This is a genomic window from Novosphingobium rhizosphaerae (assembly GCF_050920675.1).
Taxonomy (GTDB): Bacteria; Pseudomonadota; Alphaproteobacteria; order Sphingomonadales; family Sphingomonadaceae; genus Novosphingobium; species Novosphingobium rhizosphaerae.
Window position 1 is genome coordinate 1,182,808 of the sequence record NZ_CP137861.1, and the last position, 14,693, is coordinate 1,197,500.

The 14,693-nt window shown below is 67.0% G+C and carries 17 protein-coding genes; 7 read left to right on the top strand and 10 right to left on the bottom strand.

What is annotated here, in order from left to right; all coding sequences use genetic code 11:
• Nucleotides 1-4: 4 nt before the first annotated feature.
• Entirely contained in the window at nucleotides 5-1,069 is a 1,065-nt protein-coding gene (locus R9J51_RS05440) for a PepSY-associated TM helix domain-containing protein (RefSeq protein ID WP_432787875.1), read from the top strand.
• On the opposite strand, the gene R9J51_RS05445 is transcribed toward R9J51_RS05440, so the two are convergent.
• Nucleotides 1,053-1,631 (bottom strand): TlpA family protein disulfide reductase, encoded by a 579-nt coding sequence (locus tag R9J51_RS05445; RefSeq protein ID WP_246866083.1) that lies wholly within the window; start codon nucleotides 1,629-1,631, stop codon nucleotides 1,053-1,055. The genes R9J51_RS05440 and R9J51_RS05445 overlap by 17 nt on opposite strands.
• A gap of 25 nt (nucleotides 1,632-1,656) precedes the next feature.
• Here R9J51_RS05445 and argH point away from each other — a divergent pair, with 25 nt between their 5' ends.
• Genes argH through R9J51_RS05465 form a run of 4 tightly spaced genes read left to right on the top strand, consistent with a single transcriptional unit; the run spans nucleotide 1,657 to nucleotide 5,379 of the window.
• The gene (gene argH / locus R9J51_RS05450; protein ID WP_179506671.1) at nucleotides 1,657-3,033 is read left to right on the top strand and encodes an argininosuccinate lyase; all 1,377 of its coding nucleotides are present in this window, start codon (nucleotides 1,657-1,659) and stop codon (nucleotides 3,031-3,033) included.
• Nucleotides 3,034-3,037: 4 nt separating this feature from the next.
• Nucleotides 3,038-3,304 carry a hypothetical protein gene (locus R9J51_RS05455; RefSeq protein ID WP_168556051.1) on the top strand — a complete coding sequence of 89 codons (267 nt, stop codon included), beginning with the start codon at nucleotides 3,038-3,040 and terminating at the stop codon, nucleotides 3,302-3,304.
• A gap of 31 nt (nucleotides 3,305-3,335) precedes the next feature.
• Nucleotides 3,336-4,595, top strand: coding sequence for a diaminopimelate decarboxylase (gene lysA / locus R9J51_RS05460; protein ID WP_179506065.1), 1,260 nt, complete (start codon nucleotides 3,336-3,338; stop codon nucleotides 4,593-4,595).
• Nucleotides 4,596-4,599: 4 nt separating this feature from the next.
• On the top strand, nucleotides 4,600-5,379 hold the full coding sequence (locus tag R9J51_RS05465; protein WP_179506066.1) for a precorrin-2 dehydrogenase/sirohydrochlorin ferrochelatase family protein: 780 nt from the start codon (nucleotides 4,600-4,602) through the stop codon (nucleotides 5,377-5,379).
• Here R9J51_RS05465 and R9J51_RS05470 read toward each other — a convergent pair whose 3' ends face one another.
• From R9J51_RS05470 to pyrE, 9 genes are read right to left on the bottom strand one after another with little or no spacing between them, the layout of a single operon-like run.
• Nucleotides 5,380-5,790, bottom strand: coding sequence for a PaaI family thioesterase (locus R9J51_RS05470; RefSeq protein ID WP_168556054.1), 411 nt, complete (start codon nucleotides 5,788-5,790; stop codon nucleotides 5,380-5,382).
• Nucleotides 5,787-6,248: a PaaI family thioesterase gene (locus R9J51_RS05475; protein WP_179506067.1), complete on the bottom strand. Its 462-nt coding sequence runs from the start codon at nucleotides 6,246-6,248 to the stop codon at nucleotides 5,787-5,789. The genes R9J51_RS05470 and R9J51_RS05475 overlap by 4 nt, the downstream gene beginning before the upstream one ends.
• A 48-nt stretch (nucleotides 6,249-6,296) precedes the next feature.
• Nucleotides 6,297-6,764, bottom strand: a complete 468-nt coding sequence (gene ruvX / locus R9J51_RS05480; RefSeq protein ID WP_168556056.1) for a Holliday junction resolvase RuvX — start codon at nucleotides 6,762-6,764, stop codon at nucleotides 6,297-6,299.
• On the bottom strand, nucleotides 6,761-7,900 hold the full coding sequence (locus R9J51_RS05485; protein ID WP_179506068.1) for a DUF3089 domain-containing protein: 1,140 nt from the start codon (nucleotides 7,898-7,900) through the stop codon (nucleotides 6,761-6,763). The genes ruvX and R9J51_RS05485 overlap by 4 nt, the downstream gene beginning before the upstream one ends.
• A gap of 7 nt (nucleotides 7,901-7,907) precedes the next feature.
• Nucleotides 7,908-9,053 (bottom strand): AI-2E family transporter, encoded by a 1,146-nt coding sequence (locus R9J51_RS05490; RefSeq protein ID WP_432787876.1) that lies wholly within the window; start codon nucleotides 9,051-9,053, stop codon nucleotides 7,908-7,910.
• Between the two features lie 28 nt (nucleotides 9,054-9,081).
• The gene (lepB, locus tag R9J51_RS05495; protein WP_168556058.1) at nucleotides 9,082-9,972 is read right to left on the bottom strand and encodes a signal peptidase I; all 891 of its coding nucleotides are present in this window, start codon (nucleotides 9,970-9,972) and stop codon (nucleotides 9,082-9,084) included.
• On the bottom strand, nucleotides 9,969-10,370 hold the full coding sequence (gene acpS / locus R9J51_RS05500; RefSeq protein ID WP_168556059.1) for a holo-ACP synthase: 402 nt from the start codon (nucleotides 10,368-10,370) through the stop codon (nucleotides 9,969-9,971). Before acpS ends, lepB begins: the two co-directional genes overlap by 4 nt.
• A gap of 31 nt (nucleotides 10,371-10,401) precedes the next feature.
• Nucleotides 10,402-11,145, bottom strand: coding sequence for a pyridoxine 5'-phosphate synthase (locus tag R9J51_RS05505; RefSeq protein ID WP_168556060.1), 744 nt, complete (start codon nucleotides 11,143-11,145; stop codon nucleotides 10,402-10,404).
• 31 nt (nucleotides 11,146-11,176) lie between these two features.
• Entirely contained in the window at nucleotides 11,177-11,761 is a 585-nt protein-coding gene (gene pyrE, locus R9J51_RS05510) for an orotate phosphoribosyltransferase (RefSeq protein ID WP_168556131.1), read from the bottom strand.
• A gap of 295 nt (nucleotides 11,762-12,056) precedes the next feature.
• Between pyrE and coxB the strand changes: the two genes are divergently transcribed.
• Nucleotides 12,057-12,956 carry a cytochrome c oxidase subunit II gene (gene coxB / locus R9J51_RS05515; protein WP_168556061.1) on the top strand — a complete coding sequence of 300 codons (900 nt, stop codon included), beginning with the start codon at nucleotides 12,057-12,059 and terminating at the stop codon, nucleotides 12,954-12,956.
• Between the two features lie 28 nt (nucleotides 12,957-12,984).
• The gene (gene ctaD, locus R9J51_RS05520; RefSeq protein WP_168556062.1) at nucleotides 12,985-14,673 is read left to right on the top strand and encodes a cytochrome c oxidase subunit I; all 1,689 of its coding nucleotides are present in this window, start codon (nucleotides 12,985-12,987) and stop codon (nucleotides 14,671-14,673) included.
• Nucleotides 14,674-14,693 lie beyond the last annotated feature (20 nt).

Below are 14,693 nucleotides of genomic sequence, written 5' to 3' on the forward strand. Positions count from 1 at the left end.
GCGCGTGCACCTGTGGCTGGGTCTGTCGCTGGGGGCGCTGATGGTGCTGGCCGGGGTGACCGGGGCGCTGCTGGTCTTCTATGTGGAGATCGACCGCGCCCTGCACCCGGCCGTGCAGGTGGCGGGCCATGCCGGGCCGGCCGATTGGGACCGGGCAGCGGTTACCCTGCACGCCACGTTTCCACAGCGGGACGGTCCGTGGCGGCTGGAACTGACCGGCCGGGATGGCGCGATCCCCGCGCGCTATTACCATCCGGCCGAGCGTGCGGGCGCGGGCCATGCCCCGTTGATGGCCTGGCTTTCCCCCGATGGCGGCCGGGTGCTGCGCGCCGAATTCTGGGGCGACGGGGGCATGACCTGGATTTATGACCTGCATTATTGCCTGAAGCTTGGGCCCTTGGGCGGCACGATCTTTGGCTGGGCGGGGCTGGCCCTGGCGATGCTGCTGGCCAGTGGCATCTGGGCCTGGTGGCCAAGGGGCGGCTGGGCCAAGGCCTTGCGTTTCAAGGCCGGGGCCGCCCCGGTGCGCCGGCTTTACGACTGGCACAAACTGGCGGGCCTGGCGGGCGCGCCGCTATTGCTGCTGCTGACGTTGACCGGCGTGATGCTGGCCCTGCCGCAGGAAACCGACAGCGTTCTGTCACCCATGCTGGGCCAGGCGCAAAAGGCGCCGGTCCAGCCTGCGGATGCCGCGCCGGGGCGCGACATTCCGGTCTCGCGCGCGGTGGCGGTGGCACAGGCGGCCCTGCCTGGTGCCCGCGCAGTGTGGGTGGAATTGCCCGGGCGCGGGCAGGGCGCCTATCGCTTGCGCCTGGCCCAGCCCGCCGATCCTTCGCCCCGCTTTCCGCATAGCTGGGTCATGGTCGATCGCCACAGCGGCGCCGTGCTGGCCACGGCAGACGTGGCGCGGGGCGGGGCCTTGGACATCTGGCTCAAGTGGCTGCATCCGCTGCACGATGGCTCGGCCGCCGGGCTGCCCCTGCGGCTGGCCGTCGTGCTGGCGGGGCTGGTGCCCGTGGCGCTCTATGTCACCGGGGTGTGGCGCTGGTGGATCAGGAGGCGGCCTTGATCAGGGCCGCAGCCTCGGGCCCGGTCCAGTCGAACGCGCCGACCACGCGCCCCACTTCCTTGCCTTGCGCGTCATAGACCACGGTGGTGGGCAGCACGCCGGTGTTGTAGTGGAACGACAGGTCGTTGTCGGGATCGAGCAGCATCTGCACGTGGGCCAGGCCATGCTCGGCCTTGAAGCCCTTGACCTTGTCGGCCTGGCCCGCGCTGTCCTGCGACACGGTCAGCACGCGCAGGCCGCCGGCGGCTAGCTTGTCGAGCGTGGGCATTTCCACCACGCAGGGGCCGCACCAGGTGGCCCAGAGGTTCACCAGCACCGGCTTGCCGGCCAGATCCTTTGACGAAACCTTGGTGCCATCGGGCCCGGTCAGCGCAAAGGCGGGCATGGCAGCGCCCTTGTGGCTGCTGTCGATCTTGCCAGCGGCGGCGTTCGCGCCACCTGCGGGTGCGGCAGCGGCGCTCGACGGTTGCGCCGGCGGGCTTGCTTGCCTATCGCAGCCGCCAAGCGTGGCTGCGGCCAGCGCACCCAGGATCAACGGCACATAGGGCGGACGAGCGGACATGAGCGGCAATTCAGGCTCCAACCAGATGTGGGGCGGGCGTTTCGCCGCCGGCCCTTCGGCCATCATGCGCGAGATTAACGCCTCGATTCCCTTCGACAAGGCGCTGTGGCGCCAAGACATCGCCGCGTCAAAGGCCCATGTGGACATGTTGGCCACGCAAGGCATCGTGGCCGAGGATGATGCGCGCCTGATCGCGGGCGGCCTGGACCAGGTGGCCGCCGAATACGAAGCCAATGGGGTGCCCGAGAACTGGGACCTGGAAGACATCCACATGACCACCGAAAGCCGGCTGGCCGAACTGATCGGCCCGGCGGCAGGCCGCCTGCACACCGCGCGCAGCCGCAACGACCAGGTGGCCACCGATTTCCGCCTGTGGGTGCGCGATGCCATCGATCAGGTCGATTCGGGCCTGCTGGCGCTGCAAACCGCGCTGGTCACGCGCGCGGGCGAACATGCGGCCAGCATCATGCCCGGCTTCACCCACCTGCAAACCGCGCAGCCGGTGACGCTGGGCCATCACCTGATGGCCTATTACGAGATGATCGCGCGCGATCGCTCGCGCTTTGCCGATGCGCGCGCGCGCATGAACCGTTCGCCGCTGGGCGCGGCGGCGCTGGCCGGCACCGGCTTCCCCATCGACCGGTTTCGCACCGCGCAGGCGCTGGGTTTCGACGGGCCGACCGACAACAGCCTCGATTCGGTGTCCGATCGCGATTTCGCACTCGATTACCTGATGGCCGCCGCGCAATGCGCGCTGCACCTTTCGCGCCTGGCCGAGGAATTCATCATCTGGGCCAGCCAGCCGTTCGGCTTCGTCACGCTGCCCGACAGCCTTTCCACCGGCAGCTCGATCATGCCGCAGAAGAAGAATCCCGATGCTGCCGAACTGGTGCGCGGCCATTCGGGGCGGATCGTGGGCTGCCTCACGGCCCTGATGATCACCATGAAGGGCCTGCCGCTGGCCTATTCCAAGGACATGCAGGACGACAAGCCGCCGGTGTTCGAGGCGGCCAGCCTGCTGGCCCTGTCGATCGCGGCGATGGCCGGCATGGTGGCCGAGGCCAAGTTCCGCACCGAGCGGATGCGCGGCGCGGCCGAACTCGGCTATGCCACGGCGACAGACCTGGCCGATTGGCTGGTCCGCCAGGCCAATATCCCGTTCCGCGAGGCGCACCACATCACCGGCAGCGCGGTGAAGCTCGCTGAAAGCCGGGGCATCGCGCTCGACCAGTTGCCGCTCGAGGATCTGAAAGCCATCGATGCGCGTATCGACCAACGCGTCTATGCCGCGCTTTCGGTCGAAGCGTCGGTGGCGGCGCGTAGCAGCCATGGCGGAACTGCCCCCGCCGAGGTAAGGAAGCGCGTGGCCCAGGCGCGCGAAGCACTGGGTATAGAGGAGTAATCGCTTGATCCGTCCCGCTGCCCCGAAAGCCGTTGGGTTCCTGCTCGTTGGTGTAGCCGCGCTGGCGCTTGCCGGCTGCGGCAACAAACGCGAGCTGAAACCCACGCCGGGGCATGGCCTGCCGCCGGCGCCCTATGGGCGTGCGCAGAGCCGCGGGGCGGACGAGCTTTTGAAAGCGCCGATCCAGGCCAAGCCCGATCGCAACGTGGAGTTGCGCAGCCGCTCGCAAGAGCGCGAGGACGACCCGTTCGATCTGCCGCCCGAAGAATAAGCGTTTTCAAAAATCTGTTTCGAGAGTTCCGATGGACCACTTTCACACGTTGAACGGCGTGCTGCACGCCGAGGATATTGCCCTGCCCACGCTGGCCGAAGCGGTGGGCACCCCGCTCTATGTCTATTCCCGCGCCACGCTGACGCGCCATGCCCGCGTGTTTCGCGATGCCCTGGCCGTGCTGCCGCGGGTGAAGCTGGCCTTTGCGGTCAAGTCCAACCCCAACCTTGCCGTGCTCAAGGTTCTGGCCGCCGAAGGCTATGGCGCCGATGTGGTTTCGGGTGGGGAAATGGAACGCGCGCTGGCGGCGGGAATGCCGGCCGATGGCATCGTGTTTTCGGGCGTGGGCAAGACACACGCGGAACTCGCCCGCGCGCTGGAGGCCGGGATCGGCCAGTTCAACCTGGAAAGCGAAGAAGAAGGCCTGGAGCTGGCCGAAATCGCCGTGGCCCTGGGCAAGACCGCGCAATGCGCGCTGCGGGTGAACCCCGATGTGGACGCGGGCACCCATGGCAAGATTTCCACCGGCAAGGCGGAAAACAAGTTCGGCGTGCCTTATGACCGCGCGGGCGCGATCTATGCGCGCCTGGCCGCCACGCCGGGCCTGGCGATGCGCGGCCTGGCGCTGCACATCGGCAGCCAGCTTTCGCGGCTCGATCCGCTGGAAGCCGCCTTTACCAAGATCGGCGACCTGATGCGCGCGATCCGCCAGGCTGGCCATGCCGTCACGCATATCGATTTCGGTGGCGGCGTGGGCGTGCCCTACAAGGCCGGCGAAGTATTCCCCCAGCCGGAGGAATACGCCGCGATGGTCGCCCGCGTGACGCAAGGCTGGGACATTACCGCGATGTTCGAGCCCGGCCGGGTGATCACCGGCAACACCGGCGTGCTGATGACGCGCGTGGTGCGCGTGAAGGAAGGCGTGGGCGCCCCATGGGTGGTGGTCGATGCCGCGATGAACGATCTGGCGCGTCCGGCCCTCTATGATGCCTGGCACGATTTCGCCTCCGTTTCGCCCGGTGGCGAGACGATGGAGGCCAACATCGTCGGCCCGATCTGCGAATCGAGCGATACCTTTGCCATGGGCCGCACGATCGACAAGGTGGCGCGGGGCGACCTTGCCGTGTTCCGCACCGCCGGCGCTTATGGCGCGACGATGGCCAACACCTACAACTCACGGCCCTTGGTGCCCGAAGTGATGGTCGATGGCGACAAGTGGGCAGTGGTGGCCGACCGCATCGAGCCCGCCACGATCCTGGCCGCCGAGCGCGTGCCGGAATGGCTGGCCTGACGCGATGAGCCTGCCTGCTCTCCCCCTGTTCCACCGCATCGCCGGGCAGCCGGTGATCGTGCTGGGCCATGGGGAGGCAGCGCAGGCCAAGGCCCGGCTGGTGGAGCGGGCCGGCGGGCAGGTGATCGACGATCTGGCCCACGGCATCGACATCGGCGCGCGGCTGGCCTTCATTGCCCACGACAGCGCCGATGCCTGCATGGCCGACGCGCTGCGCGCGCGGGGGGCGGGCCTGCTGGTCAACGTGGTGGATCGCCCGGCGCTGTGCGATTTTACCACGCCGTCGCTGGTCGATCGCAGCCCGGTGGTGATCGCCGTGGGCACGGCGGGCGCTTCGGCGGGCCTGGCCAAGCATATCCGCCTGCGGCTGGAGCGGCTGCTGCCCCAGGGCCTGGGCGCGCTGGCCGATGCGCTGTTTGCTGCGCGCGAAGGCTTGCGCGCGCGCTTTCCCGATGGTGCGGAACGGCGCCGCGCGCTCGACCTGGCACTGGGCGAGGGCGGGGCGCTCGATCCCATGGTGGCGCAGCCGGCGGGCGCGGTAGAGGCCTGGCTGAGCGGAGCACGTGGCGGCGCGACCGGCCATCACGTGATCGCGCTGCGCAGCGCCGATCCCGAAGACCTTACCTTGCGCGAGGCGCGCCTGCTCGGCATGGCCGACGCGGTTGTCGCCGCTTCCGATGTGCCCGCAGCGCTGCTGGCCCGCGCCCGCGCCGATGCGCAGCGCCTGCCGCCCGGCGCGGCCCTGCCCGAGGGGCTGACCGTGGAACTGCGCTTGCCCGGCTGATCAGGCCTTGGGCGCCGAGAGGTGGAAATTCATCCAGCAACTGGCGATGGGCGTGGCGCGGTCAGCCTGCCAGGCTTCCACACGCACATTGGCCACGCGGCGCCCGGCGCGCAGCACTTGTCCCATCGCGTGGATCGGGCGGGGCAGGCCGGCGCGCAGATATTCGATCGAGATGTTGATCGGCTTCATCCGCTGCTCCACCCCGCGGCGGGCGTGATCGGTGGCAAGCGCGGCAAAGCCGGCCATTTCCAGCAGGCCGCCGATGGCGCCGCCGTGCAGGAAACCCGGACGCCCTTCGGAATGGCTGCCGAACTGCATCGTGACGATCGGATTGCCATCGTCGTCGGCGGACAGCGCCATGCCCATCGCCAGCGCAAAGGGAGGCAGGATGAAGGCCGGGCGATCGCTCATTCGCTTTCCCCCAGCACCATGAATATCGCCGCGGCATGGGCCAGCGGATCGGCGATGTCGCCATCGTGGGCCAACGCCCGCGCAAAGGCCAGGTCCCCGCGCAACTGATAGCATTCGGCCCGCGCGATCACGCTGCGCCCCGGCACGGCGGCGCGCACGTAATCGATGCGCAAGTCCAGCGTCACATGGGGCACGTAGCGTCCGCGCCGTGTCCAGATCGCCATCGCCGTGCAATTGTCGAACAGGCTGATGATCGGGCCCGAAGCCAGCACGCCGGTGTTGCCTGCGCCCACCAGGTCCTCGCGCCACGGCAGTTCCGCCTCGAACCAGTCGGGGCCATGATTGCCATAGCGCATGCCCAGGAATCCGCCGTGGCCCATCCGCCCCAGCAACTGGCCGGCACGGGCCGGATCGAACGGGCCTTCGTTGCGCCAGGTTGGGGGTTGATCGTCTGCCATCACTGTTCCTTGCCGCATCGCGGGGCAGTGTTCAACCGAATGCTTAAATTACAGGACGCCGCCGGCCAGGGCGTCGATCGCGGCCTGGAGAATCAGCGCGGCGGCATGCGAATCGATGCGCTGGGCGCGCTTGGCCCGGCTGAAATCCTGCTCGATCATCGCGCGTTCGGCGGCCTGGGTAGACCAGCGTTCGTCCCACATCAGGACCGGCAGGTTGAGGTCAGCCAGATTGCGGGCCATGGCGCGGGCGGATTGGCTGCGCGGCCCATCGCTGCCATCCATGTTGAGCGGCAGGCCGATGACCAGGCCTTTCACGCTGCGTTCGGCGACGATGGCGGTGAGCGCGGCCTTGTCCTGCGCAAACTTGCGGCGGATCACGGTTTGCCCCGCCGTGGCAAAGCGCCAGCCGGTATCGCACAGCGCCACGCCGATCGTCTTGGTGCCGGGATCAAGACCCATCAGCACCCCGCCCATCGGCAGGGCGGCGCGAAAATCGGCAGTGCTTTGCGTGATCATCGGGTTCCTCCATCCCGCTTCTGGTGCCACGCGGCGCTGCGACGCAAGGCGTCCGCGCGCAGATTGGCCCAGAACAGCGGGATATCGTAGACGTGATAGTTGTTGCCGGGCAGCACGAACAGGCCGATTTCAGGCGGCGACCCGATCAGCAGAATGCCTTGCGCGCTGCAGTGCGCCGGCACCAGGGCCGGCACCAAAGGTCCCGCCCGTTCGGTCTCGTCGTCGTTCTCATCGGGCAGCAGCGTGCCGCGGTTGGCGCTGCGTGGCGCCGCGCCCCCCTGGGTGCCGGTCAGGGGATTGACGCAAAGCAGCGGCGCATCGGCCGGCTGGGTTGCCGCGCCGGTTTCGGGCCAGGGGTGATAGGCCTGGATCAGCAGCCTTGGATCGGCCGGTTCGGCAAAGCTGATCCAGCCCGCCAGGCATCCGGCCTGATCGGGCGCGCTGCAGGGTGGCAAGCCGGTTTCGGCAGCGGCACGCGACGCGACGATCGGCCAGCCGATGGCATAGGCGGCCACTATGCGGCGGGCCAGCGGCTTGCCCCGCACCATGTCACGCAGCAGGCGGGCCACGATCCAGGCCCCCTGGCTGTGCCCGGCCAGCACGATCGGCGTCTCGGGCGGCAGCGTTGTCAGGAATGTAGCAAAGGCCGCGCGCACGTCGCCATAGGCAAGGTCCATCGCGCGCTGCCGCTCTGCCCCTTCGGTGAGAAATGCCCCGAAGGCGGCCTGGCGATAGCGTGGCACCCAGACCGGGCCCACGCTGTTGAACGCGCTGGCAGTTGCCGCAACCAGCACTTCGGCACGGCGGCGTGAATCCGCGTCTGTCAGCGGGGCGTTCCAGTGGTTGCGGCTGAGGTAGCTGGTCGGATGGACGAAGAACACCGCCGCATCGCCGGTCACGCCATGGATCATGCCGGGGGGCAGCCATTGCGCGGGATCGCGGGCCAATCCCGGCCGCGCGATCCACATCGCGGCGTCGTCATAGGCGCGCGGCGGCAGCGGTGCACCGGGTTCGAACCCGTGGGTTGGCGCAAAGGCATAGCGTGAAATCTGCGCGGAACATTGGCTCAGCACGCCAAGGCACAGCAAGGCCAGCGCCACGAACAACGCGCCGGCCTGGATTACCCGCTTGATCATTATACCGTCATGTCGAAAGCGCAGTGCCGTCGTGCGTGGTGGTTTCGCCGTCCGGTTGCGTGCGCTCCCCGTCGTTGCGCTCCGCCTGGCGTTCCAATGCGATCTTGATCATCGCCACGATCGGATCGGCCAGGGCCAGCCCCAGGATACCGAACAGGACGCCGAAAATGAGCTGCGCGCCCAGCACCATCGCCGGTGCCAAGTCTGCCGTCTTCTTCGCCACCATGGGCACGATGATGTTGCCGTCCACCGTCTGCACCACCAGGTAGACGATGATGCAATAGATGCCCATGTCGGTGCCGCCCGAGAAGCCCACCAGCACCATCAGCAACCCGGAAAGCGGCGCGCCGATATTGGGCAGGAACACCAGGAGGCCGGTGAGGATGCCGAGCAGCGCGGACATCGGCACGCCATAGACCGCCAGCAGCACCCAGGTGGCCAGACCTTCGGTGAACATCCCGATCATCCGCCCGAACAGCAGCATGCGCAACGACTTGCCCATGCGCTGCAGCGTCACCTGGAAATGCGGGCGGCTTTCCAGCGGAAACAGCCAGGCAAAGCCGCGTCGATAGATGTCGGGCTCCAGCACGAAATAGATGCCCAGGATCACGATCAGGAAAAACGTGGTGAAACCGCCGAAAATCCCGCCCAGCGCCTGGGTGACCGGGCCCACGCCGCCGATCACCTGTTCGGCAATCTTCGAAACGTCGGCCTGGCCCACGTTGATGCCATGGCCGTGCAGCCAGCTCAGCGTGCGCTGGGCCTGCCCTTCCACGATATGGGGGAACTGCGCAGCCTGCGCGGCGATCTGGTTGCCGGCGAAATAGCCCAGCCACACCAGGAAACCGACCGCCGCCACCAGCACCAGGGCGATGCGCAAGGCGCGCGGGCCGGGCAGGATGCGGCCCAGCAGGCGCTGTCCGCCTTCGATCAGCGATGCGAACACCACGCCGCCGAAAATGACCAGCAGCGGTTGCGCCAGGAACACCGCCAGAACCACCAGGGCCGCGATGCCGATCCACACGAAGGCCTTCTTGGCTTCCTGGCGGACGGTGCGATCGGCGATGTCGGTGGGGCCGGGGGCGTGGGCCTTGGTCTGTACCCCCGGTGTCATAGCTGGTTGCGCGGCGGCGGAATGGGCAGTGTCGGGCATCGGTGGCAAGCTACCTTGCTAAGAGACGTCAGGAAGCGGGAACGGGCGTTGGCGCATCCCGTTCCGGCCCCCGTTCGGGGCGCAGTGTCGTCCCACTGCGGCCGTGGCGCAAGGCATGCCACCACGTCAACGGGTTCCAGGTCTCGCTGCCATCCAGCGAAACGGTGACGAATTCGGCGCGGCCGCCCACGTCGGCCAGCGGCACGGGCCCGCCCAGTCCCTTGAGCGCCAGCGGCTCGCGGCTGTCGGCGGAATGATCGCGGTTGTCGCCCATCAGAAAGACGTGGCCGGCCGGCACCGTTACTTCGGCATAATCGTCCAGCGGCTGCTGCTTGTGGTCGATGATGCGATAGGTTGCGCCATTGGGCAGGGTTTCGCGCAGGATCGGCAATTCGCAGAAATCGTGGCCCATGGCGTCGCGAAAGCGCAGGCCGGGAAAATCGGCCGGATCGCATGGGTCGTTGGCGTCGACCGGCAGATCGAGCGGGGCTTCGACCGCTTGCGGCACGGCGCGGCCGTTCAGCACGATCTGCCCGTGGACCACCGCGATGCGATCGCCCGGCAGCGCCACCACGCGCTTGATATAGTCCTCGTTGCTGCCGCGCGGGACCACGATGACGATATCGCCATATTGCGGCGTTGCCGGAAACAGCCGCGTGGCCGAGCGTGGCAGCACGTGGAACGAGGGCGAAACCCACGACCAGCCATAGGGATACTTGGACACCACCAGCCTGTCACCGACCAGCAGATTGGGCATCATCGACATCGAGGGGATGTAGAACGGCTTGGCCAGCAGGCTGTGGAACACCAGCACGGCCAGCAGCATGCCGACCAGGCCGCGCAGTTCCTCCCACCAGTTGACACGCCCGGTGCGGGCCTGGGCCTGTTCGGGCGGGATGCCGGTCACGCCGTCGCTCATGCCGGAACCGCCTCGATCACCACGAACGCCTGCGCCCAGGGATGGTCGTCGGTCATCGTCAGGTGCACCACGGCCTTGTGGCCGGGCGGGGTGATGGCAGCGAGGCGTGCGGCAGCGCCACCGGTCAACGCCAGGGTGGGGGCACCCGACGGCGCATTGACCACGCCGATGTCCTTCATGAACACGCCGGCCTTGAAGCCTGTGCCGACGGCCTTGGAATAGGCTTCCTTGGCAGCAAACCGCTTGGCCAGGGTTCCCGCGCGGGTGTAGGGGCGCCGCGCGGCCTTGGCTTGTTCCGTGGGTGTGAACACCCGTTCCACGAAGCGATCGCCAAACCGTTCCAGCGAGTGCTGGATGCGTTCGATGTTGCACAAGTCGGAACCCAGGCCGATGATCACGCGGGGTGCTCCTCCGATGCGCGCGCTGGCATCAGCGCACTTCGTCCATCAGACTGCGCATGCGGCGCACCGCTGCGTCAAGTCCCACGAAGATCGCCTCGCCGATCAGGTAGTGGCCGATGTTGAGTTCGGCCACTTGGGGAATCGCGGCGACGGGCTGCACGTTGTCATAGGTCAGGCCATGGCCGGCGTGGGGCTCGATACCGTTCTTGGCGGCCAGCGCGGCCATGTCGGCCAGGCGCTTCAATTCCGCCGCGCGGGCTTCCCCTTGCGCATGGGCATATTCGCCGGTGTGCAGTTCCACCACCGGCGCGCCCAGTTTCATCGCCGCTTCGATCTGCCGCGCTTCGGGCGCGATAAACAGGCTGACGCGGATGCCGGCGTCGCGCAGGCGCGCTACGATCGGGGCAAGGCGGTTGTGCTGCCCGGCGGCATCAAGCCCGCCTTCGGTGGTGCGTTCCTCGCGCCGCTCCGGCACGATGCAGCAGGCGTGCGGCTTGTGGCGCAGCGCGATCGCCAGCATTTCGTCGGTGGCGGCCATCTCCAGGTTCAGTGGCAGGTTGGTCGCGGCCTGGATGCGGGCCAGATCTTCGTCGCGGATGTGGCGCCGGTCTTCGCGCAAGTGCGCAGTGATCCCGTCGCCGCCCACGGCCGCCACGATTTCGGCCGCGCGCACCGGGTCGGGATGATCCCCGCCGCGCGCATTGCGGATCGTCGCCACGTGATCGATGTTAACCCCCAGCCTCAGCCGGGCCGGCGTGAACAACTCGCTCACTGCCACCGTCTCCTGTCCTTGGGTCGTGCCTTCAGGGTTGCGCGCGGCTGCCGGGCTTGATCGCCGGCAGGGCGGCCAGTTCGGCCGGGATCTCGTCCGGGGCATAAGTGGGGAAGTTGAGCGAGACGAGCGGATAGAACGGCACACCCAGGTCCACCGCGCCGGCCGACCGATCGACCAGCGCCGCCTCGGCGATCACCACGCCGCCGGCTTCTTCCACGGCCTTGATCGCCTCGCGGCTCGAAAGGCCGGTGGTCACCACGTCTTCCACCATCAGCACCTTTTCGCCCGGATTGAGCGAAAAGCCGCGGCGCAGTTCGAACGTGCCGGTGGGCCGCTCCACAAACACCGCTTCCACGCCCAGCGCGCGGCCCATCTCGTGGCCGATGATCACGCCGCCCATCGCGGGGGAAACCACCTTGGCAATCTGCTGGCGCAAGTCGCGCGGCAGCTTGGCGGCCAGGGCACTGGCCAGGCGCGAGGCGCGCATCGGGTCCATCAACACGCGTGCGCACTGAAGATAATAGGCACTGCGGCGTCCCGAAGAGAGCAGGAAATGCCCTTCAAGCAGCGCCTGGCACGCGCGGAATTCGGAAAGGATGTCTTCGTCCTGCATGGCTGTCGTTCGCTGGTCCTGCACGATCGCCCGCCCGGGGTGTTGGGGGGCTTGCTGGTGTTTGCGGCCTGCCATGGGCGCTGGCGCGGCGGCGGGCAAGGATTTTTCGCCCATTGGCCCGCGTCAAAGCGGCATCTTGGCCAAAGGGGCAATCCTTTCCTGCCGCCATGGTGAAGGTCGCAACTTGTGGGGCGCGACAAGGCCGCGTATAGCCCGGTTCAATCGAGGGAATTACAATCAGTGCACGCGGACCTCGAAACCGGCGTGTACGCGGGGAAGAGCGGAACAAGCGACGATGAGTCCAATCGAATTCGTCCGCCATGCGGGCACAGCGTTTCGGACCGCCGGTCATCTCGTGGCAGGCATTGCAGCAACTGCGGCGGCTGCCGCGCCTTCGTTGGCGCTGGCTGCGGCCACCTATGTCCCGGCCAAGCCGGTTGCGGGCAAGGGGCAACCGGTTCCCGGTGGCTGGACGTTCCAGGACCAATATTCGCCGATTGGTCAGGAAGCATTGAAAATGCACGATTACGTGCTGATGCCGGTGATCACGGCCATCGTGCTGCTGGTGCTGTTCCTGCTGATCGCGGTGATGGCCAAGTTCAACCGCCGCAAGAATCCGGTCGCTTCCAAGACCAGCCACAACACCGTGATCGAAGTGATCTGGACGCTGGTTCCGGTGCTGATCCTGGTGGTGATCGCGGTGCCCTCGATTCGCCTCTTGGCCCACCAGTACGAACCGGCGCCCAAGGGCGCGTTGACCGTGAAGGTCACCGGCTACCAGTGGTATTGGGGCTATACTTATCCCGACAACGGCGGGTTCGAGGTGATTTCCAACATGCTGCCGCCGGCCGAGGCGATCAAGCGGGGCGAACAGCCGCAGCTTGCCGCCGACAACCGCATGGTCGTGCCTGCTGGCGTGCCGATTCGCCTCCAGACCACCGGGTCTGACGTGATCCACTCGTTCGCGGTGCCCTCGCTGTGGTTCAAGCTCGACGCCGTGCCAGGCCGCATCAATGAAAAGGTGCTGATGATCAACAAGCCCGGCGTCTATTACGGCCAGTGTTCGGAACTGTGCGGCGCCCGCCACGGCTATATGCCGATCGTGGTCGAAGCGGTGACCAAGCCGCAGTTCGACTCCTGGATCAAGAGCCAGGGCGGCACCGTGGGCGCAGCGCCTGCAGCGCCTGCTGCCTGAACGACAATCGGAAAGAGGATCGCCCGTCATGGCCACCATTCCCGCCGATCATGAAAGCTTCGATGCGCATCATGATCATGCGCATGAACACGATCACAAGCCCAGCTTCTTCGCGCGCTGGTTCATGTCCACCAATCACAAGGACATCGGCACGCTCTACCTGATCTTCGCGATCTTCGCCGGTGTCATCGGCGGCGCGATCTCGGGCATCATGCGCGCCGAACTTGCGCATCCCGGTATCCAGTACCTGGCGTTCTGGACCCGCTTCGTCGGCGGTGATGGCGCCGATTTCAACCAGACCTTGCACATGTGGAACGTGCTGATCACGGCCCACGGCCTGATCATGGTGTTCTTCATGGTCATGCCCGCGATCATCGGCGGCTTTGGCAACTGGTTCGTGCCGATCATGATCGGCGCGCCCGATATGGCCTTCCCGCGCATGAACAACATCTCGTTCTGGCTGACCTTCTCGGGCTTCTGCTCGCTGATGATCTCGCCCTTCGTGCCGGGCGGCACCGGCCATGGCGCCGGTACCGGGTGGACGGTCTATGCGCCGCTTTCCACGTCCGGCTCGGTCGGCCCGGCGGTGGACTTCGCGATCTTCTCGCTGCACCTTTCAGGCGCCGGCTCGATCCTGGGTGCGGTGAACTTCATCACCACCATCTTCAACATGCGCGCACCGGGCATGACGCTGCACAAGATGCCGCTGTTCGTGTGGTCGGTGCTGGTCACCGCGTTCCTGCTGCTGCTGGCGCTGCCGGTGCTGGCCGCGGCCATTACCATGCTGCTCACCGATCGCAACTTCGGCACCACGTTCTTCGATCCGGCCGGCGGTGGTGATCCGGTGCTCTACCAGCACCTGTTCTGGTTCTTCGGCCACCCCGAAGTCTACATCATGATCCTGCCGGGCTTCGGCATCGTCAGCCAGATCATCTCCACCTTCTCGCGCAAGCCGGTGTTCGGCTACCTCGGCATGGCCTACGCCATGGTCGCCATCGGCCTGGTCGGCTTCATCGTGTGGGCCCACCACATGTACACCACCGGGCTCGACGTGAACACGAAGATGTATTTCACCGCCGCCACGATGGTGATCGCGGTGCCCACCGGCATCAAGATCTTCTCGTGGATCGCCACGATGTGGGGCGGTTCGATCGAGTTCAAGTCGCCCATGGTCTGGGCCATCGGGTTCATCTTCCTGTTCACCGTGGGCGGCGTGACCGGCGTGGTCCTCGCCAACGGTGGCATCGACGATAACCTGCAGGACGGCTATTACGTCGTTGCGCACTTCCACTACGTGCTGTCGCTGGGTGCGGTGACTTCGCTCTTCGCCGGGTTCTTCTACTGGTTCCCCAAGATGAGCGGCCGGATGCACTCGGAATTCCTCAGCCATCTGCAGTTCTGGGTGTTCTTCGTCGGGGTGAACCTGATCTTCTTCCCGATGCACTTCCTGGGTGTGCAGGGCATGCCGCGCCGCTATCCCGATTATGCGCCGGCGTTCGAATACTGGAACCACATCGCCACGATCGGCTACATGGTCATGGCCGTGTCGCTGGTGATCTTCTTCATCAACATCGCCTACGCCTTCCTGGCCGGCAAGAAGGCCGCGCCGAACTACTGGGGCGAAGGCGCCACGACGCTGGAATGGACGCTGTCCAGCCCGCCGCCGTTCCACCAGTTCGAAACGCTGCCGGTGATCGAGGATACGCCGCACCACTAAGCCGCGATTCGATCGCAAAT